Consider the following 21,909-nt stretch of genomic DNA (forward strand, 5'->3'; position numbering starts at 1 on the left):
CACCGCACCCGGCGGCCCGGGTTCATGAGGAGCTCGAGGGGAGGTGCGCGGGCGCAGCCCACCGTCCGCCCCACACCATGATCACCGTTTCGGCAGGTATCGCGACCGTTCGCGACGGAGGACCTGCCCAACCGATGATCACGCGGAGCCGCACCCCACGACCCCGACCGGGCCCGCCGCCGAGCACCCCGCCCACCGACCGGACGAGAATCGGCGCATGGAGCAGACCCCGGGCGCCGCGGAGCCGTCGGACGCCGACCGGCGCCGCTGGCACCGGATGCTGGCCGACGAGCAGGAGGAGGCGCGGGTCTACCGCGACCTCGCCGGCCGCCGGACCGGCGAGGAGCGCGAGATCCTGCTCGCCCTGGCCGTCGCCGAGGAGCGCCACCGCGCCCACTGGGCCGCGCTGCTCGGGGACGACGCCCGGCACGTGGGGCGGGGGTCGAAGCAGCTGCGGCTGCTGGCGGCGCTCGCGCGGCGGTTCGGGTCGGTGTTCGTGCTCGCCCTCGTGCAGCGGGCCGAGACCCGCTCGCCCTACCCCGCCGACGCCGACGCGACCCCGGCCATGGCCGCCGATGAGCGCGTCCACGAGGAGGTCGTGCGGGGCCTGGCCGCCCGCGGGCGCGCGCAGGTCTCGGGCACGTTCCGGGCGGCGGTGTTCGGTGCGAACGACGGCCTGGTCAGCAACCTGTCGCTGGTCCTGGGCGTGATCGGCGGCGGGGTGTCCAGCAGCGCGGTCGTGCTCACCGGCCTCGCCGGGCTGCTGGCGGGTGCCCTGTCGATGGGCGCGGGCGAGTTCGTGTCGGTCCGCTCCCAGCGCGAGCTGCTGGCCGCCTCGGCCCCGGACGTCCGCGACGCCGACACCGTCCTGCGCCACCTCGACGTCGACGCCAACGAGCTCGCCCTGGTCTACCGCGCCCGCGGCGTCCCCGCCGACGAGGCGGCCGAGCGGGCGCGGCGCGTCCTGGCCAGCGCCGACCCGGCCGGGTTCGTGACGCCGGGCGGGGGGCCGTCGGAGTCCGACGAGGTGGTCGGCACCGGCCTGCGTGCGGCCGCGTCGAGCTTCGTGTTCTTCGCGAGCGGCGCCGCGGTCCCGGTGCTGCCGTTCCTGTTCGGGCTGCAGGGGCTGCCGGCCGTGGTCGTCGCCGCGGTGCTGGTCGGCCTGGCCCTGATGCTCACGGGCGCGGCCGCCGGCGTGCTCTCGGGCGGCCCCCCGCTGCGCCGCGCCCTGCGCCAGCTCGCGATCGGCGCCGGCGCGGCCGCCGTCACCTATCTCCTCGGCGCGGTGTTCGGCGCCGCCCTGTCCTGAGCGCGCCCGGGAGCGCGGCGCACGAGGCCGAACCCCGCTCAGGCCCGCGCCCTCCGCGCCACCGGCCGCTCCCCGACCAGCGCCTGCTCCGCCAGCTGCCGGCCCCGGGCGATGGTGGTGACCGAGCCCAGGGCGGTGGAGACGGCCGTCAGCACGGGCCCGGTGCGGTCGACGGTCACCGCGCACGTCCCCGTCGACATCGCCTCCGGGCCGACCGGCTCGGGACGGTCGACGTCGAGGTCGGGGAGCCAGGTGCGGACGTGCTCGCGCAGGTCGCCGAGCGTGCCGCGGGGGCCGGAGCCGGCACCGACCGCGATGTGGCCCTGCGCGCAGGGGACCGCGCGCATCGGCCCGAGGTCGGGGTCGTGGTGCGCGATCAGCGGGGTGGCCGGGCCGACGGGCACGCGGGAGCGGAAGTGCAGCTCGACCGCCGGCCCCGTCGCCGCCCGCACGGACGTGACGATCGCGCGCCGCGCGCGGATCCGGCCGGCGGCGGTGCGGACCTCGACCCGGTCGTCGAGCGCCTCGACCGCGACGACGGGGCTGCGGTAGCGCAGGACCGCCCCGTGCCCGGTGGCGCCGGCCAGCAGCGCGGCGACGGCGTGGTCGGCGCGGACCTGCAGCGCCTCGCCCGGGCGACACCGCGAGGAGCCCCCGGTGTGGTCGACCGCGTCCCGGCGGGTCAGCAGGTCGGCCCCGGTCTGGCGCTCCAGCAGCCCCCACGCCTCGACGGCGTCGGCGAGGAGCGCGCGGTCGTCGTCGCCGGTCCAGCTCGGGTGGGCCGACCAGGTCGTGCCGCGCGCCGCGAGGCGCAGCAGGCGGGTGGTGCCCTCCTCGAGCAGCACCACCGACCGGCCGGAGCGGGCGAGCCACCACGCGGTGGCGGCGCCGAGCGCCCCTCCCCCGACGACGACGACGTCGGTCACGCACGTGGGCGTGCCCGGACAGGGGCGGGCAGGGGCGGGTGGCGTCGCGGGCACGGAGTCCTCCATCGGTCCCGGCATGAGCACCCGACGATCCGGGTTGCTGCGGCGTCACGGAGCCAGGTCTCTCGGCCGCTCTGGATGGTGGGTCCACTGTAGGAACCGATCACCCCGTGCTGTCAAGAGCACGGGCCGCAGGGGGATGGAGGAGACCCGGACCACACCCGCCACGAAGGGTTGAACGTTCAGGCTCCGCCTGTATACGGTCGGAGCGCGGCCGTCACCGGTCGCCACCATCCAGAGCGGCCGAGAGACCCGGATCGACGACGCCGCAGCAACCCCCCGCCCACGCGGGTGCGGGTGCTACCGCCGGGCCGATGGAGGTCGTGGTGCACGAGCGGAGGGCCGTTCCGGCCGGACGAGGCGCACCGATCACGACGTGGCACGCCTGGCGCCACCACGTCGACCTGTGCCGCACCGCGGCCGCGCTCTGTCAGCGCTGACGCCGCCCCCTCCACACCCTTCCGCGGCGCCACTCTCCTGAGGTGGCGTGCGTGGTCCGCGCCTGCGCGCGGTCATCCCCGAGGACCCCCGATGCACCCCCGCCCGTCCCGGCGGCGCCCCCGCGCGCTCGCCGCCACCACCCTCCTGGCCTCCGCCGCGCTGCTGCTCAGCGCGTGCGGCGGCGGCGCAGGCGGCCCGTCCGCCGCGGCCGCCGACGCCGGCCCGCCCGTCCCCGGCGGCACGCTCCGCTTCGCCGTCGGCAGCGACCAGGGCTGCGTCGACCCGCAGCAGGTGGCCAGCAACGACTCGATCTACTCGGCGCGCCAGGTCGTCGACTCCCTCACCGACCAGGACCCCGAGACCGGCGAGATCGTCCCGTGGCTCGCCGAGAGCTGGCAGCCCAACGTCGACGCCTCGGCGTGGACGTTCACCCTGCGCGACGGCGTCACCTTCAGCGACGGCACGCCGCTCGACGCCGAGGCCGTCAAGGCCAACTTCGACCGCGTCCCGGCGCTCGGCATCCGCGCCAACCTCCCCAAGGGCTACCTGACCGGCTACACCGGCACCACCGTCGACGGCCCGCTGCAGCTCACCGTCTCCTTCGAGGGCCCGAACGTGCAGTTCCTGCAGGGCACCTCGACCCACAGCCTCGGCATCCTCTCCCCCGCGACCGCGGCGCTGAGCGACGACGAGCGCTGCGCCGCCGTCGTCGGGTCGGGCCCGTTCGTGCTCGACACGTACACGCCGAACCAGTCGATCACCTTCACGAAGCGCGCGGGCTACGCCTGGGGCTCCTCGCTGTGGGGCCATGACGGCGAGGCGTACCTGGACCGCCTGGAGTTCGAGATCGTCCCCGAGTCCGGGGTGCGATCGGGCAGCTTGGCGGCGGGTGAGGTCGACGCGATCGGCAGCATCGGCCAGCAGGACGAGTCGCCGCTGACCGGCGCGGGCGCCCAGCTCCTCGCCCGGCCCAACCCCGGCCAGGTGTTCGGGCTCAGCTTCAACAACGCGCGACCGATCGTCTCCGACCCGGCCGTGCGCACCGCCGTGGCCGCCGCGATCGACCGCGCCGAGGTCGTCGCCGCGGTCTTCACGTCGCAGACGCAGCCGGCCACCAGCGTCCTGTCCAGCACCACGCCCGACTACGCCTCGCAGGAGTCCCTGCTGGCGTTCGACGCCGGGCGCGCGGCGAGCCTGCTCGACGGCGCCGGGTGGGTCGCGGGACCGGACGGCATCCGCGCGAAGGACGGGCAGCGCCTCGCGCTCGAGGTCGTCTACTTCGCCAACGCCGGCACGAACAAGCCCGCCCTGGAGCTCGTGCAGCAGCAGCTGCGGGCGGCCGGCATCGAGGTCGCGCTGAGCGAGCGGCCGATCGCGGACTCGCAGGCGGTCTCGCAGTCCGGCGAGTTCGACGCGCTGTGGGGCAACCTGACGCGCGCCGACCCCGACATCCTGCGCAGCCAGTTCTCCACCCGCCTGACCAACTTCTACCGGCTCCCGCCGAGCGAGCTCGACGACGTGCTGGCGCAGCAGGCGGCCACCCCCGACCCGGCCGCCCGCGGGGAGCTCGTGGCCCGCGCGCAGCAGCTCATCAGCGAGAACGCCTACAGCGTCCCGGTCGCCGAGCTGACGACCGTGCTGGCCACCGGCCCGGACGTGCACGGCGTCCGGTTCGACGCCTCCTCGCGCATCGCGCTGTTCGACACCTGGAAGGCGAGCTAGTGGGGTCGCCCCTCGCCCGCTACCTGGTCCGGCGGGTCGGCCTCGCGGTCGCCGTGCTGTGGGCGGCGTTCACCGTCTCGTTCGTCGTGCTGTTCCTGCTGCCCGGCGACCCCGTCGAGACCATGGCGGGCGGGGGGCTGACCGGCGAGCCGCTGCCGCCGGAGGAGCTCGCCGCGCTGCGCGCCCGGTACGGCCTGGACCAGCCGCTGCTCGTGCAGTACGGCATCCGGCTGTGGGCCGCACTGCGCGGTGACCTCGGCACGTCGATCCAGAACGGGCAGGACGTGACGGCGGCGATCGCCGACGCGCTGCCCTCGACGCTCGCGCTGGCGGCCGCGGCGCTGCTGCTGGCCGTCGTCGCGGGATCGGCGACGGCGCTCGTCGCGACGTACACCCGGGCCCGCTGGCTGCGGCAGCTCCTGCTGGCGCTGCCCTCGCTCGGGGTGTCGCTGCCGGTGTTCTGGGTGGGGCTGCTGCTGGTGCAGGTGTTCTCGTTCGGGCTCGGGCTGTTCCCGGCCGTCGGCGCCCGCGGGCCCTCGGCGCTCGTCCTCCCGGCCGTGACGCTCGCGATCCCGCTCGGGGCGCAGGTCGCGCAGGTGCTGGCCACGTGCCTGGACCGAGCGCTCGCCGACCCCTACGTCGTCACCGCGCGCGCCAAGGGCGTCGGGCGGGTGGCGATCCACCTGCGGCACGCGCTGCAGAACGCGGCCATCCCCGCGCTGACCGTCGTCGGCCTGATCGTCGGCCAGCTCCTCGCCGGGACCGTCGTCGTGGAGACCGTGTTCACCCGGCCCGGTCTGGGGCGCCTGACGGTGAGCGCCGTCGGCGTCCAGGACATCCCGCTGGTGCAGGGGATCGTCGTGTTCGCGGCGGCGGTGTACGTCGGCGTGAACCTGCTCGTCGACCTCGTCTACCCGGCCCTGGACCCGCGCATCGCAGTGGGAGCGCAGTCATGACCGACCTGCTGGCGTCGGCGCTGCCGGCCACCGTCGACGAGCGCCCGCAGGCCGCGCCCGTCGCCGCTCCGGACCGGCGCCGCCGCGCGCTGGTGTTCGCGCTGCGCCGGCCCGGGCTCGTCGCCTCCGTGGTGATCGCCGCGCTGGTGCTGGTGGCGGCGTTCGCGCCGTCGGTCCTGGCACCGGGCGACCCGCTGCTCGGCGTCGTCGCCGACCGCCTGCAGCCACCGAGCGCCGCGCACGTGTTCGGCACCGACTACCTGGGGCGCGACCTCTACACCCGGGTCGTGCACGGGGCGGCGCTGTCGCTGCAGGCCACGGTCGTCGCCGTCGCGGTGGCGCTGGTGCTGGGCGGGCTGCTGGGCCTACTGGCCGGGTTCGCCGGACGGTGGGTCGACGAGGCCGTGATGCGCTTCGTCGACGTGCTGCTGGCGATCCCGCCGCTGCTGCTGTCGCTGGCGCTGATCACGGCGCTGGGCTACGGCACCGTCAACATCGCCGTGGCGGTCGGCATCGCGAGCGTGGCGCAGTTCGCGCGGATCATGCGCTCGGAGGTGCTGCGGGTGCGGCGCTCCACCTACGTCGAGGCCGCCCGCGCGGTCGGGACCCGCTGGTGGGTCTCGCTGCTGCGCCACGTCCTGCCCAACGCCGCGCGGCCGGTGCTCGTGCTGTCGGTCCTGGAGTTCGGGCTCGCGGTGCTGGCCGTGTCGTCGCTGTCGTTCCTCGGCTACGGCGTGCCGCCGCCCGCGCCGGAGTGGGGGTCGCTGGTGTCGGAGGGGCGCAACTACCTGGACTCGTGGTGGCTGTGCGCCATGCCCGGTCTGACGATCGCGGCCACCGTGCTCGCGGTCGGCCGTATCTCCCGGGCCCTGGACGGCGAGTGGAGCCTGTCGTGAGCCTGCTGAGGATCGAGGACCTGCGGGTCTCCTACCGCACCGCGGGCGGCGAGCTGGCGGCCGTCACGGGGGCCGGGCTGGAGGTCGCGCCCGGCGAGGTCGTGGCCGTCGTCGGGGAGTCCGGTTCGGGCAAGTCGACGCTCGCGCACGCCGCGATCGGGCTGCTGCCCGACAACGGGCGGATCACCGGCGGCCGCGTCCTGCTGGGCGGGGAGGACATCACCGGACTGCCGGAGAAGCGCCTGCGCGCGATCCGCGGCCGGCGCATCGGCCTCGTGCCGCAGGACCCGGCGATCTCCCTCAACCCGGTGCGCCGGGTCGGCGAGCAGGTCGCCGAGGCGCTGCGGGTGCACGGCCTGGCCGACCGGCGGGGCGCCCGCACGGCCGCCGTCGACCTGCTCGGCCGCGCCGGGCTGCCCGACCCGGCGGTCCGCGCGCGGCAGTACCCGCACGAGCTGTCGGGCGGGATGCGCCAGCGCGTGCTGATCGCGATCGCGATCGCCGCCGAGCCCGAGCTGATCATCGCCGACGAGCCGACGAGCGCCCTGGACGTCACCGTGCAGCGGCGGATCCTCGACCACCTCGAGCACCTGACCCGCTCGGCCGGCACCGCGGTCCTGCTCATCACCCACGACCTCGGCGTGGCGGCCGACCGGGCCGACCGGCTCGTGGTCATGTCCGGCGGGCGGGTGGTGGAGCAGGGGCCGACGCGGGAGGTGCTGGCCGACCCGCAGGACCCGTACACGCGCACGCTGCTGGCGAGCGCGCCGGGGCTGGGCCTCCGGCCCCCGTGCGTGCGAACCACGGCCCCAGCGACGATCGCCACTCACGACCCCCTCGTCGACGTCCGCGATCTCGTCAAGGACTTCCCCCTGCCCGGCGGCGCCACCCTGCGCGCCGTCGACGGCGTGAGCTTCTCCATCGCCCGCGGCGAGACACTGGCGCTGGTGGGCGAGTCGGGCTCGGGCAAGTCGACGACCGCGCGGCTCGTGCTGCGCCTGGCCGACCCGACATCGGGCACCGTGCGGTTCGACGGCACCGACATCACCGCGCTGCGCGGCCGGCGCTGGCGCGAGCTCCGCCGGCGCGCGCAGCTCGTCTACCAGAACCCGTACGCCTCGCTGGACCCCCGGTTCACCGTCGAGGAGGTCATCGCCGAGCCGCTGCGGGCCTTCCGCACCGGTGACGCCGCCGCCCGCCGGGCCCGCGCGGCCGAGCTGGTGGAGCGGGTCGCGCTGCCCGCGTCGGTGCTCGCGCGACGCCCGGTGGAACTGTCGGGCGGGCAGCGCCAGCGCGTCGCCATCGCCCGGGCCCTGGCGCTCTCGCCCGACCTCGTCGTCTGCGACGAGCCGGTCTCGGCCCTCGACGTCTCGGTGCAGGCGCAGGTGCTCGACCTGCTCGCGGAGCTGCAGGCCGACGCCGGGCTCGCCTACCTCTTCATCTCCCACGACCTCGCCGTCGTGCGGCGCGTCGCGCACCGCGTCGGCGTGCTGCGCGACGGGCGGCTGCTCGAGCTCGCGCCCACCGAGCAGCTGTTCGACGCGCCCGCGCACGACTACACCCGCGAGCTGCTGGCGGCCATCGCCGGACAGCGCGCCCCACTCCAGGAGCCCGCGTGAAGTTCCTCGTCATGACCCTGATCTCGAACGGTCCCGACCCCGTCACCGGTCGCACGCCGAGCCCGGCCACCCGCTTCCGGCGCGTCGTCGACAACGCGGTGCTCGCCGAGGAGCTGGGCTACGACGGCTACGCCGTGGGCGAGCGCCACGAGCGCCCGTTCTTCTCGTCGTCGCCACCGGTGGTGCTCTCCCACATCGCGGCGCGCACGAGTGCGATCCGGCTGTTCACGGCGGTGACGACGCTGTCGCTGCTCGACCCGGTCCGCGCCTACGAGGACTACGCCACCCTCGACCACCTCGCCGACGGCCGTCTCGACCTCATCATCGGCAAGGGCAACGGCGCCGCGCAGAAGGAGCTGTTCTCCGTGACGACGGAGGACCAGTGGGCCCGCAACAAGGAGGGCTACGAACTGTTCCGGCGGCTGTGGCGGGAGGACCGGGTGACGTGGGAGGGGCGGTTCCGCCCGCCCCTGACCGACGCCGAGACCTGGCCCCGCCCGCTGCAGCAGCCGATCCGCGTCTGGCACGGCAGCGCGACGAGCCGTGAGAGCGTCGAGCTCGCCGCGCAGTACGGCGACCCGCTGTTCTCGGCGAACGTCACCAACCCGATCGAGCCCTACGCCGAGCTGGTCGCCCACTACCGCGAGCGCTGGGCGCACCACGGCCACGACCCGGCCGACGCCGTCGTGGGTGCGGGCACCGCCGGCTTCCACGTCGCCCCGACCTCGCAGCAGGCGCTCGCCGAGTACGAGCCGATCTTCGCCCACCGCCGCGACCTGTTCGCCCGGCTCGGCGTCGACCCGGTGTTCCACACGCTGGAGGACTACGTCGAGCGCAGCTCCGCGCTGGTCGGGAGCCCGCAGCAGATCGTCGACAAGGTGCTGCGCTACCACGACCGGCTCGGTCACGAGGTCACCCACCTGCACGCCGACGGCGACGGGCTCTCCCCGCGGCGGCACCGGGAGGCGCTGGAGCAGTTCCAGTCCGACGTCGCCCCGGCGCTGCGCGCGGTCGTCCCGAGCCGCCCGCTCGGCGGGCCGCTGCCGCGCGAGGCCGACGACACCCTGCCGGCCGACGCGCGGCCCGTGGCGGTCGCGTCGTGACGCCCCTGTCGATCCTCGACCTCTCCCCCGTGCCCGCCGGCGGCACCGCGGGGGACGCCCTGCGCCACTCGATCGACCTCGCCCGCGTCGCCGAGCGCGCCGGCTACCACCGCTACTGGGTGGCCGAGCACCACCTGAACCCGGGCCTCGCGTCGTCGTCGACACCGGTGCTGGTGGCCCTGCTCGCGGCGGCGACGTCGACGATCCGGGTCGGCTCGGGTGCGGTGCAGCTGCCGAACACGCCGCCGCTGCAGGTGGCCGAGCAGTTCGGCACGGTCGCCGCGGTGCACCCCGGACGCGTCGACCTCGGCCTCGGCCGGTTCGACCTCCACAAGGTCCTCGCGCTGATCGCGCAGGGCCGGGCCGCCGCACAGGGCGACGCACCGCCGCCCCCGCCGCCGCGGGTCGTCGACGGGCTGCTGATCCCCCCGCCCGCGCGGTTCGCGGGCGACCTGTCCCTGTTCGGCGCGCTGGGGGCGCTGCTCGGCTTCTCCGCCGACGACCCGTCCCCCGACTACGACGAGCAGGTCGGCACGATCCTCGACCACATCGCCGGGCGCAGCACCCGCCCCGACGGGCAGCCGCTGCAGGTGCTGCCCGCGCTCGGCGCCGACCTCGACGTGTGGGTGCTGGGCTCCAGCGCCGGCGAGAGCGCGCGCGTCGCCGGGGCCCGGGGTCTGCCCTTCGCCGCGAGCTACCACACCGTGCCGCACACGGTGCTCGACGCGGTGGCCGCCTACCGGGAGGCGTTCCGGCCCTCGGAGCGGCTCGATCGGCCGCACGTGATGGTGTCGGCCGACGTCGTCGTCGCCGAGACCGACGAGCGGGCGCGCGAGCTGGCCGCCCCGTACGCGCAGTGGGTGCTCGACATCCGGTCCGGGCGCGGGGCGCACCCGTACGTGACGCCGGCGCAGGCCCGGGAGCGGGTCTGGACCGACGCCGAGCGCGCGGGCGTCGAGGACCGCGTGACGACCCAGGTCGTCGGGTCGCCGCGGACCGCGGCGGAGGCGCTGGCCGTGCTGGTCCGCGCGACCGGCGCCGACGAGCTGCTGGTCACGACGATCACCACCGACCACGCCGACCGCGTGCGCAGCACCGAGCTGCTGGCGCAGGCGTGGGCCGAACACACCACCCGTGAGCGGAAACGAGTGCCGGAGCACTCGTATCCACTCACGGGTGCAGGAGGTGCACGATGAGTCCCTTCACCGAGGCCCGGCTGCACCTGGGCGTGGAGATCGGCGGTGCGGGCCGGCACCCCGGTGCCGCCCGCCGCGGCCGGCTCGACGCGGAAGCCCTGCTCGACCCGGCCTGGTCGGTCGGGCTGGTGCGCACCGCCGCCGCGCGCGGCCTGGACCTGGTCGTCCTCACCGGGCCGTTCGCGGGCACCGCGGACACGCCGGAGCTCGACGCCGTCGCGCTCGCCGCGCGGATCGCGCCGGTGGTGCCGGGCATCGGGCTGGTGCCGCAGGCGACCGTCACCCGCGCCGAGCCGGTCCACCTCTCCACGGCGATCGCGGCGCTCGACCTCGTCTCCGACGGCCGCGCCGGCTGGGAGCCGGTCGTGTCGGGCACCGGGGCGGCGCCGTCCGGGCGCGAGCCCGCGGCCCCCGCAGACCTGCTGTGGCGCGAGGCGGGCGAGGTCGTCGACGTCGTGGCGCGGCTCGGGGACTCCGACCCGCTCACCGTGGTGCGTGCCGACGAACCGGAGGCCCTCGCCGTCGCGGCGCGGTCCGCCGACGTCGTCCGGATCGCCGCGCCGGACCTGGCCACCGCCCGCGACGCCCGCCGGCGCGTCCGCGACGCCGTGCAGGACGCCGGACGCCGCGCCGACGACGTGACCGTCCTGCTCGACGTCGAGGTGCACCTGGCCGCGACCCGCACCCTCGCCGAGGACTCCCTGCGCGGCCTCGACGCCGCCGCGGGGCCGCTCGCGCCGTCGTCGGTGCGGGTGGTGGGCACCTCGGGCGCGCTGGCCGACGTCGTCGAGCGGGTCCTGCACCTGCGCGCGGCCGACGGCGTCACGTTCGTCCCGCTCGCCCTGCCCGGCGACCTGCGCGCCGTCACAAGCGAACTCGTGCCGCTGCTCGCCGGACGCGGCCTGTTCCGCACCGGCCGTCCCGGCGAGCGGCTGCGCACCCGGTTCGGGCCCGGCCGTCCCGCCGACCGTCACGCCGCTGTGGGGAGCGCGTCGTGACCGCACTGGACGGGGCCACGGGCCCCGGGGAGGATCGCCGCATGAGCGAGTTGCAGGTCGTCGGGGTCGTGGGCGGGCCCGAAGCGGGAGGGCGCACGGCCACGGCCGTCGCCGGGGTGCTGGCGGGGGCGGCGAAGGCGGGCGCGGCGACGTCGCTGCTGGAGCTGTCCGACCGGCCCGTCACCGAGGTGGTCGCCGCGCTCGGCGCCGCCGACGCCGTCGTGTTCGGCAGCCCGGTCTACCGCGCCACCTACAGCGCCCTGCTCAAGGACCTGCTCGAGCGCACCGAGCGCGGCAGGTGGGGCGAGACCACCGCGCCGCTGCAGGGGAAGGTCGCGGCCACCGTGCTCACCGGTGCGAGCCCGCACCACTTCCTCGCCGTCGACGACCTGCGCGGCGTGCTCGCGGGCTTCTTCGCCGTGCAGGTCCTCTCGCCCGGCCTCTACCTCGACCACGGCGCCTACACCGACCGCACCACGCTCACCGGTGACGCCGCCGACCTCACCGCCGCGCACGGCCTCGCGCTCGCCGACCTCACCACCGCGGTCCGGGGCTCGGCGGCCCTGCGCGCGCTGACCCCGCTGGTCTGAGAACCGGACCGATGACGCCCCTCCTCACCTCGCGCCGCGTCGTCGACCTCATGCGCGTCCACGCCACCCGCTGTCCCCGCTGACGCTCCGGCCCCACCCCCGACCCGTCCGCCCGTGCGGCGGCGACCCCTCCCTGCCGGAAGGTCCGCAGCATGTCCCCCACCCCGATCCGCCTCGCCGTCGCGCTCGACGGCGCCGGCTGGCACCCCTCCGCGTGGCGCGAGCCGAGCGCCCGCCCGACCGAGCTGTTCACCCCGCGCTACTGGGCCGACCTGGTCCGCACCGCCGAGCGCGGCCTCCTCGACCTCGTCACGATCGAGGACGCCATCGGCATCCAGTCCCACCGGGCCGCCGTGCCCGACCGCCGCACCGACGAGGTACGCGGGCGCCTCGACGCGCTGCTGATCGCCTCCTTCGTCGCCCCGCTGACCCGCCGCATCGGCCTCGTGCCGACCGTGACCACCACCCACACCGAGCCCTTCACGGTCTCGAGCGCGCTCGCGACCCTCGACCACACCTCGCTGGGGCGCGCGGGCTGGCAGGTGCGCGTGTCGACGACCGCGACGGACGCCGCGCTGCTCGGCCGCCGCGAGGTCGCCCCGTTCCGGCCGGCCGACCTCGCGAACGGGCTGCCCCCCGGCGTGCTCGAGCTGTTCGCCGAGGCCGCGGACGTGATCGAGGCCGTCCGCAGGCTCTGGGACAGCTGGGAGGACGACGCCGAGATCCGCGACGTCGCCACCCGCCGGTTCATCGACCGCGACAAGGTCCACCGCGTGGACGTCACCTCGCCGACGTTCTCCGTCCGCGGTCCGGCGATCACGCCGCGCCCGCCGCAGGGGCAGCCCGTCGTCAGCGCCCTGGCCCACCGCCGCGAGCCCTACGAGCTCGCCGCGCGCGGCGCCGACCTGGTGTTCGTGACCCCGACCCCGGCCCGCGGCGCCGCCGACGTGCTCGCCGACGTCCGCGACGCGGAGGGTGACGTGGGGCGCGCGGGCGAACCCCTGCGCGTCCTCGCCGACGTCGTGGTGCTGCTCGACTCGCCCACCGAGACCGGCGCAGCACGGCTGCGCCGGCTGGACGACCGCACCGGGGAGCCGTTCACGTCCGACACCACCGTCTTCACCGGGCCGGCCGCCGAGCTGGCCGACCTCGTCGCCGCCTGGCACGAGCTGGGCTACGCCGGGGTCCGGCTGCGCCCGGCCGCCCTGCCCGACGACCTCGACCGCATCGTCGACGACCTGGTGCCCGAGCTGCAACGCCGCGGCCTGTTCCGCACGTCCTACGAGGCCCCGACGCTGCGCGGGCTGCTCGGCCTGCCCACCGAGGTCCCCAGCCGCTACGCCGCCGCCGCGGCCGGAGGAGCCCGATGAGCGAGCGACGCAAGCAGATCATCCTCGGCGCCTACCTGGGCGGGGTGAACCACCACACCGCCTGGTGGCACCCCGACGCCGGCAGCCAGATCGACTTCTCCACCTTCGAGCACACCGCCCGCACCGCCGAGCGCGGGAAGTTCGACTTCTTCTTCCTCGCCGAGGGCCTCGCGCTGCGCGAGCGCGCCGGGCAGGTGTTCGACCAGGACATCGTGGGGCGCCCCGACTCGCTGTCCGTCCTGGCCTCGCTCGCCGCGGTCACCACGCACCTCGGCCTGGCGGGCACGGTCAACGCCACCTTCAACGAGCCCTACGAGCTGGCCCGCCGGTTCGCGACGCTCGACCACCTCTCCGGCGGGCGCGCCGCGTGGAACGTCGTCACCTCGTTCGACGCCTTCACCGGCGCCAACTTCCGCCGCGGCGGGTTCCTCGACCGCTCCCAGCGCTACGAGCGGGCCGAGCAGATGATCGACGCGGTGACGGCGCTCTGGGACTCCTGGGACGACGCCGACCTGCGCGCCGACGCCGCCGCCGGCGACTTCCTGGGCCGGGCGGGCGCGGGCGACTTCCGCGTCCGCAGCAGCCAGTTCGACATCACGGGGCGGTTCACGGTGCCGCGCAGCCCGCAGGGGCGGCCGGTGGTCCTGCAGGCCGGGGTGTCGCCGGAGGGCCGCGACTTCGCCGCCCGCAACTCCGACGCGATCTTCTCCCCGTACGGGCAGCTGCCCGAGGCCGCGGAGTTCTACCGCGACGTCAAGGCCCGTGCCGTCCGCCACGGGCGCCACCCCGACGAGGTCAAGATCCTCCCGTCGGCGAGCTTCGTCCTCGGCGACACGGAGGCGGAGGCGCAGGAGCGGTACCGGGAGGTGCGCGACGGGCAGGTCACCGGGCAGACCGCACAGATCCTGCTCGAGCAGGTCTGGAACCGCGACCTGTCGGGCTACGACCCCGACGGCCCGCTGCCCGACGTCGAGCCGGACCTGGACGCACCGCCGTTCATCCAGGGCCGGGCGTTCGTGCACGGCGACCGCGTCGCGACCGTCGCCCGCTGGCGGGAGATCGCGGAGGCGAAGGGCCTCACGCTGCGGGGGCTGGTGCTCGACCAGTTCGAGCGCGGCCCGTTCGTGGGCACGCCGGCGCAGGTGGCGCAGCAGATCGACGACTTCGTGCAGGGCGACGGCTCCGACGGCCTGATCCTCGGCTCGCACCTGGTGCCGTGGGGCCTCGACGAGTTCGTCGACCGGGTCGTGCCGCTGCTGCAGGAGCGCGGCTCGCTGCGCGCCGACTACACGGGCACGACGCTGCGCGACAACCTCGGCCTGCCCGCGCTGCCCCGCGCCTCCCGCAGCGACGGCGCCGCGCGCTCGGCCTGAACGCGAGACGCCCGGACCCGGTGGGCGGCCGCCGACGGCGGCCGCCCACCGGTCACCCGCTCACGCGTCGGGAGGGAGCGGATAGCGCAGCAGGGCGGCGACCCCGTCGCCCATCGAGGCACCGGTCGTCCCGGCCCGGCCGCCGCCGACGAGCACGAGCGCGGCACCGGAGCCCGCGGCCGCCCGCACCAGCGCCGCGTCGACGGGCACGTGCCCGACCGGCTCGGCGCCCAGGTCGCGCAGCACGGACTCGTCGGTGGCCAGCTGCGTCGGCACCTCGGAGATCCACACGTCGACGTCCCGGCTGACGCCGCCGTCGAGCAGCAGCGTGTCGACGGCCTCGGCGCGCAGGGCCGCCAGCACCGGCTCGATGCCGTCGGCCGCGAGCCCGTCGGGCCGCCCGGACGCCTGCTGGTAGCGGTCGAGGACGGCCTCCTTGTCGGCCGCGACGACGCGCAGGACCTCGTGGTCGATCGAGGCCTCCAGCTCGTCGGCGTCGGGTCCCTGGCGGCCGCCGCTGTACTCCAGGTCGACCGCGATCTCCGCGCTGCGCTCGGCGAGCTCGCGGCGCAGCTGCGCGCGGGACTGCTCCTCGCCCGCGATCACCAGCACCCGCGCGGCGGTCCGCCGCACCTCCTCGTCGACGCGCGCAGCGGTCTCCCGCACGTTCTGCCGCCAGGTCTCCTCGACCTTGTGCTGCATGCGCAGGTGCGCCCACCCGCCCCCGCGCACCTTGTGCAGCGGGTAGTCGCGGCCGCTCACCTCGGCGACCTGCTCGGGCTCGCCGTCGCCGGTGGCCGACACCAGGATCTCGCCGCCCTGCTTGTCGACGCGCACCACCACCACGGGCACGGGCTCGGGCTGCTCCAGCAGCGCCGGCAGCAGGTCGGGCAGCGGGCGCCAGGTGGCCCGGGGCTGCGCCGGCGGCTCGCGCAGGTAGCGGTCGAACACGACCTCGCCGCCGCGCGCCACGAGGACCCGGCCCGCCGGCCCCACCGGCGGGTCCGCGTCCTGCACCGCGGCGTCCAGGGCGGACAGCGTGGCGTCGTCCGCGCCCTGCTCGACGAGCGAGGAGCGCAGGGCGTCCCAGCGCAGCGCCGACTCCGTCGCCGCGTTCTCGCTGTCGTGCGAGGCATCCAGGTACACCGTCGCGACGGTGTCGGTGGGTTCGATGACGTCTCGGAGGAATCGCAGGTCCACGACGCCGTGGTACCCGGCCGCGCGGCTCCGAACCGCACGACCGGGTACCGGTGGGACCTGCCCCTGCTGTCAGCGGCGGTCGGCGTCGCGGTCGCCGCGCCCGGGCCACATCTTGGCGCCCAGCGAGCCGCCGAGTGCGGCGGCGACGACCGAGAGCCCCAGCCCCAGCGCCGCCCAGCCCGCGCTCTCCCGGCCCGCCTGCGCGGCCGCGGCCGGGTCGATCGAGGCGGCAGCCGTGTCGGCGTTCTGCACCGCCACGTCGGCCAGCGAGCCCACGAGGGCCCCGCCGCCGATGAGCGCCAGCACGAGCAGCGCGACCACCGTGGCGGCCCAGCTGACCACCCCGTTGATCATGCCGTCGTTGGCGCGGCGCCACAGGGCCGAGGCCCCGGCCGCCATGCCGCCCAGCAGGAAGGCGACGAGACCGAGCACGCCGCTCACCACCGCGCGGGTCGTGCCGCTGCCCTCCCCCTCGACGCCGAGGTCGAGCCAGCCGAGCGCCACGAACAGCAGCTGGAGCACGACGTAGAGCGACACCGTCGTGAGCACGCCGGTCCACACCGCACCCCAGCGGATGCGGTCGTGCCGCACGTCCCCGCCCGTCGGTGCGGTGTGGCCGTCGTGCGCGTCGTGGGCGCCGTGGGCGTGCCGGCCTTCTCCACCCATGCGCGTGGCGCCGGTGTCGGTGTGCACGTCCGTCCTGGTCGCGCCGTTCCCTGGGTCTGCGGACATGTCGTCCTCCTCCGTGTGCCGCGGGCCGTCCCCCGCCCGTCGGGCGGGGCGCGACGAGGGTGACCGCTGCCGGCCCGGCCACACCACCGTGATGGGATCGTGACGTGGGTCCGGTCGCCGGTGCCGCGATCGCGGTTGGACCGCCGCGGATCGGTCACCCCGGGAGGCATGGTGGAGGTGCGGCGGCGGACGCGGGCGGCGGTCGGGGCGGTGTGGGAGGTGCTGGCCGACGGCTGGACGTACCCGCTGTGGGTCGTCGGGGCCGCCCGGATGCGGGCGGTGAGCCCCGACTGGCCCGCTCCCGGCGCCCGGCTGCACCACTCGCTCGGCCTGTGGCCGATCCTGATCGACGACACCACCCACGTGCTGGACTGCCGGCCCGGCAGCGAGCTGCGGCTGCGCGGTCGCGGCTGGCCGACGGGCGAGGTCGAGGTGCACCTGCTGCTGGAACCGGCACCGGAGGGCGGGTGCGAGATCACGATGCGCGAGGAGGTCACCGCGGGCCCGGGACGGCTGCTGCTGCCGCCCGTGCGGCACGCGCTGATGGCGCCGCGCAACGTGGAGACGCTGCGCCGGCTCGCCTACCTCGCCGAGCGGCGCTCCCCGTAGACCAGGCCGGTCGCGGCCGCGCGCACGCGCCGCCGCACCGGGCCGAGCGCCCCGTGGTCGGCCAGGGCGGCGCGGGCGGCGACCCAGCCGCAGATCCCGTGCACCCCGCCGCCGGGGTGCGCCGACGCGCTGCCGAGGTAGAGGCCCTGCACCGGCGTCGTCGCCCGCGCGAACCCCGGGACCGGCCGGAACACGAGCTGCTGGAACAGCTGCGCGGTGCCGCCGTTGACCGCGCCGTGCACCAGGTTCGCGTCGGCGGCCTCCAGGTCACCGGGACGCTGCACCACCCGCGACACGACGGCGGCGGAGAACCCCGGGGCGTGCGCCTCCAGCACCGCGTCGACGCGGCCGGCGAGCTCGTCGGCGGCCGCCGCGTCGGGGACGCCGCGGGGCAGGTGGGTGTAGGCCCAGGCGCTCTCGGTACCGGCCGGGGACCGCGTCGGGTCGGTCGTCGTCATCTGCCCGAGCAGCAGGAACGGCGAGGCCGGCAGGGTGCCCGTCTCCAGGTCCGCGTCCCAGCGCACCAGGCCGGCGGCATCGGCGCCCAGGTGCACGGTGCCCGCTCCGGCCGCGGCGCCCGCCCGCCACGGGATCGGCCGGTCCAGCGCCCAGTTCAGCTTGAGCACCGGGGTGTCCCACGCGAAGCGCTCCAGGTCGGCGCGCAGCCGGGGCGGCACGGCGTCGGCGGGCAGGAGGTCGCCGTAGAGGCTGGGCGCGGACACGTCGGCCACGACGGCGCGGCGCGCGTGCACGGTGAGCCCGGCGTCGGTGTGCACCGCCGTCGCCCGCCCGCCCTCCACGTCGATCCGCGCGACGCGCTGCCCGGTCAGGATCTCGGCGCCGCCCGCGGTGGCCCGCCGGGCCAGCGCCGCGGCGAGCGCGCCCGCCCCGCCCACCGGGGCTGGGAACCCGTACTGCTGGCCGAGCATCGCCAGCAGCCAGCCGAGCACGCCGCTGCCGGGCGCGGTCGGCGGGACGTCGGCGTGCATCGCGTTCCCGGCCAGCAGCAGGCGGGCGGCCTCGCCGCGGAAGAGCTCCTCGCCCATCCGCGTCGTCGGCAGGAGCAGGAACCGGACCAGGCGCAGCGCCTCCGCGGTGCCGATCCGGCGCAGCAGGTCGACCGGGCCGCGCACGGGCGGGAACGCGGCGAACAGGCTCCGCAGCACCGGTCCCCCGATGACGTCCCACTGCCGGCACAGCGCGAGCCACGCCTCGCCGTCCCCGGCGGCGTGCTCGTCGAGCCCGGCCGCGGTGCGCTCGCGGTCGCGGTGCAGCACCGCGACCCGCTCGTCGTCGGGGCCCAGCAGGTGGGCGAGCACGGCCGGGGCGTGCGCCCAGCGCAGCCCGTGGCGGTCCAGCTCCATCGCCCGCAGCACCGGCGACGCGTGCGCGAGCGGGTGGAAGGCGCTGTACAGGTCGGCGGTGAAGCCGGGGTGCAGCTCGGCGGAGCGGACCGCTCCCCCGACGGCGTCGGAGGCCTCCAGCACGCAGACGTCCCAGCCGGCGTCGGCGAGGACATTGGCGGCCACGAGCCCGTGGTGGCCGCCGCCGACGACCACCGCGTCCGCGGTGCGGGCGGGCGCGCTCACGACCCTGAGGGGGCGAGGACGACGCCGCTGCGGGGGTGGGTCGGGATCCGCGAGACGTCGTAGCCGAGGTCCTGCGGGGGCAGGGCCCCCGCGTGGTGCGCCAGTGCCCGCACCGCCACGGCGATCATGGTCAGCGTGACGCCCTCGCCCGGGCAGCGGTGCCCGGTCCGGACGTCGCCGCCGCCCTGGGGCACCAGGGTGTCCGGGTCGACGGGGCCCTGCAGGAACCGCCCGGGGTCGAACGTCCCCGGGTCGGTCCAGTGCGCCGGGTCGTGGTCGGTGCCGTGCACGTCGAGGACGACCAGGCCGCCGCGGCGCACCCGCTGCCCCAGCACGTCCTGCGTGCGCCGCGCCCGCGCCGCCAGCACCGGCACGAACGGGTAGAACCGCCGCACCTCGTGGGCGAACGCCTCGACGGCGGCCTCGTCGCCGCCCGCGATGCGCTCGCGCCACTGCGGGTGCTCGTGCAGCGCCGCCCCGGCGAACGCGACGAACCAGGCCACGGCGACGGTCGGGCGCACCACGTTGAGCAGCGCCGTCGCCGCGACCCGCAGCGGCAGCAGCCTGCCCCGGGTGTCGCGCGCCTCGGCGGCCGCGCGCAGGGCGGTGCCCGCGGGCGGGTCGATCTCACCCGCGCGGGTCCGCCGGACCAGCCCCTTCGCCCACCGCCCGACCTGCAGCCGCGCCGCGACGGCGCGGGCGTAGTCGGGACCCGGGGCGGCGAAGCCCTGCAGCACGGTCGCGAGCTGCCGGGCCCGGCGCGGCAGCTCGTCGGGCTCCACCGGCACGCCGGCCCACGGCAGCACCGAGCGGGCGAGGACCTGCACGGCCTCGTCGAAGAGCACCACGCGCTCGCGGCCCGCCCAGTCCCGGGTCGTCGACTCCCACACCTGCTCGGCGCGCGCCCCGAGCGCGGCCACCGTCTCGGGGGTGATCACCCCGAGGAACAGGGACTTGCGGAGGTGGTGCTCGGCGTCGTCGAGGCCGTGCACCGTCCCCGGCCCGAACAGGACGAGCTTGATCGGCAGCGGGAACGCGCCGCGCCGGCGCAGGCGCGGGTCGTAGAACCGGCGGACGCCCTCGGGCCCGGCCACGACGACAGCGGGGCGGCCCAGCAGCCGCGTGCGCACGACGGACGCGCCACCGCGCACATGCTCCCCCCACGGGTAGCCGGTGCGGACGAGGTCGAGCGTGCGGTCGCGGTCCATCCCGGCCGCGTACCCCTCCTGCTCCCGCCCACACGCCGCTGCGAGCAGCGGCGGTCAGCGCCCGCGCCGCCACCCGCCCGGCCGTGCGACGCCGACCAGGACCACCAGCGCGACGAGCCCGAGCCAGATCAGGTGCGACTGCCCGAGCTCCTGGTCGCGCGGCCACATCAGCGCGACGAGGATGCCCACCGAGACCAGCCCGGCGATCCGCAGCCCGCGGGGGAAGGACCCGTGCCACCCCCAGTCCGCCGACGGCGCCTCCTGCGGGTCGACCCCGCCGGTCCCGATCTCCCGACGCCCCATCGGAGCCTCCGTCCACCTCCCGGGGCGCCTGCACGCCCTCCCGTGCGGACCCGGCTACCCGGCCCGCGGCGCCGGAACCGCCGCCGCTCGTGGCGGTCAGTGCACCTGCCGGTCGGCGTCGGCCCAGTACCGGGCCCGCAGCTCGCGCTTGAGGATCTTCCCGGCGCCCGACACCGGCAGGGCGTCGACGAACTCGACGCTGCGCGGCGACTTGTAGCCGGCGATGAGCGTCTTGGTGTGCTCACGGAGCTCTTCCGCGCTCGTCTCCGCGCCGGGCTGCAGGACGACCACGGCGTGCACCCGCTCGCCCCACTCGTCGTCGGGCACCCCGATCACGGCGCAGCTCGCCACGGCGGGGTGGCGGGCCAGCGCGTTCTCCACCTCGGCGGAGTACACGTTCTCCCCGCCCGAGACGATCATGTCCTTGAGCCGGTCGACGACGAAGACGTAGCCGTCCTCGTCCATGTAGGCGCCGTCGCCGGTGTGCATCCAGCCCCCGCGCAGCGCCGTGGCCGTCTCCTCGGGGCGGTTCCAGTAGCCGAGCATCACGTGGTCACCGCGGACGACGACCTCGCCGACCGTGCCGCGCGGCACCTCGACGTCGTCGGCGTCGACGATCCGGACCAGCGCGTGCGGCGCCGCCCGGCCCGCCGACCGGCGCCGGACCGGGTGGGCGTGGTCGGCCGGGTCGAGCAGCGTGGCCACCGGGGAGAGCTCGGTCATGCCGTAGGCCTGGGTGAACTCCGCGGTCGGCATGACCTTCGCCGCGCGGTCGAGCACGGCCTCGGAGATCGGCGAGGCCCCGTAGAGCACGCGGCGCATGCTCGACAGGTCGGCGGCCTGCACGACCGGGCTGTCGGCCAGCACCTGGATCATCACCGGCACCAGCAGCGCGTCCTCGGTGCGGTGGGTCTCGACGGCCGCCGCCACCGCGGTCGGGTCGAACGCCGGCACGATGACATGGGTCCCGCCGAGCAGGCTGCGGGCGGTCCAGGCCGCGAGGTCGGCGAGGTGGAACATCGGCGCGGCGTGCAGCGTGCGCCCGCCGGGCGTCATGAAGCTGCCGTTCGCGGCGGTGCCCAGCGCCGAGATGATCATGTTGTCGTGGCTGAGCATGACGCCCTTGGGCGAGCCGGTCGTGCCGCCGGTGTAGAAGACGCCCGCCAGCGACGCGCCGCCGCGGAAGGCGTCCTCGACGGGCTCGTGCGCGGCCACGAGGTCCTCGTAGGCGAGCACGCCCGCGGGCGTCGGGCCGTCGCCGCAGTGGATCACGGTGGCCAGCTCCGGGTGCGCGGCCCGGAGCGCGGGGAGCATCGGGGCGAAGGCGTCGTCGACCAGCAGCACGCGGGTGCCGGAGTCGGCCAGCGAGTAGGCGATCTCCGCGGCGCTCCACCGCACGTTGGCCGGGTTGAGGACGGCGTCGGCCCACGGCACGGCGAGCAGGTACTCGTGGTAGCGGTCGGAGTTCAGGGCGAGGATCCCGACCCGGTCGCCGGAGGCCACCCCCAGCGCGCGCAGCGCCGCGGCGAGGCGGGCGACGCGGTCGGCGCACTCCGCCCAGGTGCGCGTGCGCTCCCCGAAGACCGTGGCCGGCAGGTCCGGGGCCTGCTGCACCGCTCGGTGGAGTGCCTGGGTGATGTGCATGCCATCTCCTCGCCAGTGGGGTGATGCGGACGAAAGCTAGTATGTGAATCTTCACTAGTCAACGG

General features: G+C 76.4%; 19 protein-coding genes and 1 riboswitch. Of the genes, 12 read left to right on the top strand and 7 right to left on the bottom strand.

Translation table 11 applies throughout. The annotated features are described in order from the left end of the window. The first annotated feature begins 217 nt into the window (after nt 1-217). Entirely contained in the window at nt 218-1,309 is a 1,092-nt protein-coding gene (locus HOP40_RS32385) for a VIT1/CCC1 transporter family protein (RefSeq protein ID WP_172166726.1), read from the top strand. A gap of 38 nt (nt 1,310-1,347) precedes the next feature. On the opposite strand, the gene HOP40_RS32390 is transcribed toward HOP40_RS32385, so the two are convergent. Then, entirely contained in the window at nt 1,348-2,235 is an 888-nt protein-coding gene (locus HOP40_RS32390) for an FAD-dependent oxidoreductase (RefSeq protein ID WP_172166728.1), read from the bottom strand. Nucleotides 2,236-2,294: 59 nt separating this feature from the next. Further along, nucleotides 2,295-2,380, bottom strand: a riboswitch (SAM riboswitch). A 446-nt stretch (nt 2,381-2,826) separates the two neighbouring features. Between HOP40_RS32390 and HOP40_RS32395 the strand changes: the two genes are divergently transcribed. From HOP40_RS32395 to HOP40_RS32440, 10 genes are all read left to right on the top strand, one after another. After that, a complete protein-coding gene (locus tag HOP40_RS32395) occupies nt 2,827-4,458 on the top strand; it encodes an ABC transporter substrate-binding protein (RefSeq protein ID WP_172166730.1) in 1,632 nt (543 codons plus the stop codon). Next, nucleotides 4,458-5,414: an ABC transporter permease gene (locus HOP40_RS32400; RefSeq protein WP_172166732.1), complete on the top strand. Its 957-nt coding sequence runs from the start codon at nt 4,458-4,460 to the stop codon at nt 5,412-5,414. The genes HOP40_RS32395 and HOP40_RS32400 overlap by 1 nt, the downstream gene beginning before the upstream one ends. Next, the gene (locus HOP40_RS32405) at nt 5,411-6,310 is read left to right on the top strand and encodes an ABC transporter permease (RefSeq protein WP_172166734.1); all 900 of its coding nucleotides are present in this window, start codon (nt 5,411-5,413) and stop codon (nt 6,308-6,310) included. The genes HOP40_RS32400 and HOP40_RS32405 overlap by 4 nt, the downstream gene beginning before the upstream one ends. Continuing rightward, the gene (locus tag HOP40_RS32410) at nt 6,307-7,929 is read left to right on the top strand and encodes a dipeptide ABC transporter ATP-binding protein (protein WP_205346999.1); all 1,623 of its coding nucleotides are present in this window, start codon (nt 6,307-6,309) and stop codon (nt 7,927-7,929) included. The genes HOP40_RS32405 and HOP40_RS32410 overlap by 4 nt, the downstream gene beginning before the upstream one ends. Then, nucleotides 7,926-9,032 (top strand): LLM class flavin-dependent oxidoreductase, encoded by a 1,107-nt coding sequence (locus HOP40_RS32415; protein ID WP_172166738.1) that lies wholly within the window; start codon nt 7,926-7,928, stop codon nt 9,030-9,032. Before HOP40_RS32410 ends, HOP40_RS32415 begins: the two co-directional genes overlap by 4 nt. Next, complete coding sequence (locus tag HOP40_RS32420; RefSeq protein WP_172166741.1) at nt 9,029-10,228, top strand: LLM class flavin-dependent oxidoreductase; 1,200 nt, start codon at nt 9,029-9,031, stop codon at nt 10,226-10,228. Before HOP40_RS32415 ends, HOP40_RS32420 begins: the two co-directional genes overlap by 4 nt. After that, complete coding sequence (locus HOP40_RS32425) at nt 10,225-11,226, top strand: LLM class flavin-dependent oxidoreductase (RefSeq protein ID WP_172166743.1); 1,002 nt, start codon at nt 10,225-10,227, stop codon at nt 11,224-11,226. The genes HOP40_RS32420 and HOP40_RS32425 overlap by 4 nt, the downstream gene beginning before the upstream one ends. A 41-nt stretch (nt 11,227-11,267) precedes the next feature. After that, nucleotides 11,268-11,816: an NAD(P)H-dependent oxidoreductase gene (locus HOP40_RS32430; RefSeq protein WP_172166745.1), complete on the top strand. Its 549-nt coding sequence runs from the start codon at nt 11,268-11,270 to the stop codon at nt 11,814-11,816. 152 nt (nt 11,817-11,968) lie between these two features. After that, nucleotides 11,969-13,186, top strand: a complete 1,218-nt coding sequence (locus HOP40_RS32435) for an LLM class flavin-dependent oxidoreductase (protein WP_172166748.1) — start codon at nt 11,969-11,971, stop codon at nt 13,184-13,186. Next, a complete protein-coding gene (locus tag HOP40_RS32440; protein ID WP_172166760.1) occupies nt 13,183-14,559 on the top strand; it encodes an NtaA/DmoA family FMN-dependent monooxygenase in 1,377 nt (458 codons plus the stop codon). The genes HOP40_RS32435 and HOP40_RS32440 overlap by 4 nt, the downstream gene beginning before the upstream one ends. 60 nt (nt 14,560-14,619) lie before the next feature. Here the strand turns inward: HOP40_RS32440 and HOP40_RS32445 are convergent, their stop codons facing one another. Further along, on the bottom strand, nt 14,620-15,759 hold the full coding sequence (locus HOP40_RS32445) for a baeRF2 domain-containing protein (protein WP_172166763.1): 1,140 nt from the start codon (nt 15,757-15,759) through the stop codon (nt 14,620-14,622). 69 nt (nt 15,760-15,828) lie between these two features. Beyond that, nucleotides 15,829-16,491, bottom strand: a complete 663-nt coding sequence (locus HOP40_RS32450) for a permease (RefSeq protein WP_172166766.1) — start codon at nt 16,489-16,491, stop codon at nt 15,829-15,831. Between the two features lie 168 nt (nt 16,492-16,659). Between HOP40_RS32450 and HOP40_RS32455 the strand changes: the two genes are divergently transcribed. After that, on the top strand, nt 16,660-17,100 hold the full coding sequence (locus HOP40_RS32455; RefSeq protein WP_172166769.1) for an SRPBCC family protein: 441 nt from the start codon (nt 16,660-16,662) through the stop codon (nt 17,098-17,100). Here HOP40_RS32455 and HOP40_RS32460 read toward each other — a convergent pair. The 4 genes from HOP40_RS32460 to HOP40_RS32475 form a co-directional block, all read right to left on the bottom strand. Continuing rightward, the gene (locus HOP40_RS32460; protein ID WP_205347000.1) at nt 17,073-18,689 is read right to left on the bottom strand and encodes a phytoene desaturase family protein; all 1,617 of its coding nucleotides are present in this window, start codon (nt 18,687-18,689) and stop codon (nt 17,073-17,075) included. The two genes, HOP40_RS32455 and HOP40_RS32460, sit on opposite strands and share 28 nt — an antisense overlap. Further along, the gene (locus tag HOP40_RS32465) at nt 18,686-19,897 is read right to left on the bottom strand and encodes a cytochrome P450 (RefSeq protein ID WP_172166772.1); all 1,212 of its coding nucleotides are present in this window, start codon (nt 19,895-19,897) and stop codon (nt 18,686-18,688) included. The genes HOP40_RS32460 and HOP40_RS32465 overlap by 4 nt, the downstream gene beginning before the upstream one ends. A gap of 54 nt (nt 19,898-19,951) precedes the next feature. Further along, complete coding sequence (locus HOP40_RS32470; RefSeq protein WP_172166775.1) at nt 19,952-20,200, bottom strand: DUF2631 domain-containing protein; 249 nt, start codon at nt 20,198-20,200, stop codon at nt 19,952-19,954. 96 nt (nt 20,201-20,296) lie between these two features. Continuing rightward, nucleotides 20,297-21,844, bottom strand: a complete 1,548-nt coding sequence (locus HOP40_RS32475) for a long-chain-fatty-acid--CoA ligase (protein ID WP_172166778.1) — start codon at nt 21,842-21,844, stop codon at nt 20,297-20,299. Nucleotides 21,845-21,909 lie beyond the last annotated feature (65 nt).

Origin of the sequence: Pseudonocardia broussonetiae (assembly GCF_013155125.1) — a bacterium.
GTDB lineage: Bacteria > Actinomycetota > Actinomycetes > Mycobacteriales > Pseudonocardiaceae > Pseudonocardia > Pseudonocardia broussonetiae.